This is a genomic window from Arthrobacter sp. KBS0703, assembly GCF_002008315.2.
GTDB lineage: Bacteria > Actinomycetota > Actinomycetes > Actinomycetales > Micrococcaceae > Arthrobacter.
On sequence record NZ_MVDG02000031.1, the window covers coordinates 1 to 1,274 of the forward strand.

A 1,274-nucleotide genomic window follows, 5' to 3' on the forward strand; every position below is an offset into this window, starting at 1 on the left:
CTGTCTCTTATACACATCTAGATGTGTATAAGAGACAGGTGCTGGCGAGGCCCGCCTATGCCTCGGCCCACCAGCTGCTCGCCACCGGCCATGCGCACATAGATTCCGCCTGGCTGTGGCCCGTCCGGGAGACCATCCGGAAATGCGCCCGGACCTTTTCGAACGTGGTTGCCCTCATGGATGAGGATCCCGACTTCGTGTTCTCCTGTTCCTCGGCCCAGCAGCTGGCCTGGATCAAGGAGTTCTACCCGGAACTGTTCGCGCGCATCCGCGAGAAGGTCAGCTCCGGCCAGTTCGTCCCCGTGGGCGGCATGTGGGTGGAATCGGACACCAACATGCCCGGCGGGGAGGCCATGGCCCGGCAGTTCCTCGAAGGCAAGAGCTTCTTCCTTGACGAGTTCGGCGTCGAATGCAGGGAAGCCTGGCTGCCGGATTCCTTCGGCTACTCCGCCGCCCTGCCGCAGATCGTCAAGGCCGCCGGCAGCGAGTGGTTCCTCACCCAGAAGATCTCCTGGAACCAGATCAACCGGATGCCGCACCACACCTTCAACTGGGAGGGGATCGACGGCACGCGGCTGTTCACCCATTTCCCGCCCGTTGACACCTACAACTCCGAGCTGAGCGGCAGGGAGCTCGCCCACGCCGAGCGCAACTACCGCGACCACGGGCACGGCACCATCTCCCTCGTCCCCTTCGGCTACGGCGACGGCGGCGGCGGACCCACCCGCGAAATGCTAGCCGCCGCCCACCGGACGGCCGATCTGGAGGGCTCGCCCAAGGTCCGGCTCGGGAGCGCCGGCAGCTTCTTTGAGCAGGCCCAGGCCGAGTACACCTCCCTGCCCGTCTGGGTGGGGGAGATGTACCTGGAACTGCACCGCGGCACGTACACCAGCCAGGCCCGCACCAAGCAGGGCAACCGGCGCAGCGAGCACCTGCTGCGGGAGGCCGAACTGTGGTGTGCCACTGCGGCCGTCCGCTCAGGCGGCCGGTTCGCCTACCCGGCGGCCGAACTGAAGCGGCTGTGGCGGCTGGTGCTCCTGCAGCAGTTCCATGACATCCTGCCCGGCAGCGCCATCGCCTGGGTGCACCAGGATGCCGAACGGAATTACGCCGCCGTGGCCAAGGGCCTCGAAGCGGTCATCGGCCAGGCAGCCGCGGCCGCCCTCGGCGAGGGCAGCGACGAGTTCCTGCTCAACGCCGGTCCGCACCTGTCTCTTATACACATCTAGATGTGTATAAGAGACAGGGGCCATGCCGCCCGTGCGGGACGTTCC

General features: G+C 66.5%; 1 pseudogene. It reads left to right on the plus strand.

The annotated features are described in order from the left end of the window. A pseudogene (locus B1A87_RS22680) lies at positions 1-1,208 on the plus strand (alpha-mannosidase); the annotation flags it as partial. Positions 1,209-1,274 lie beyond the last annotated feature (66 nt).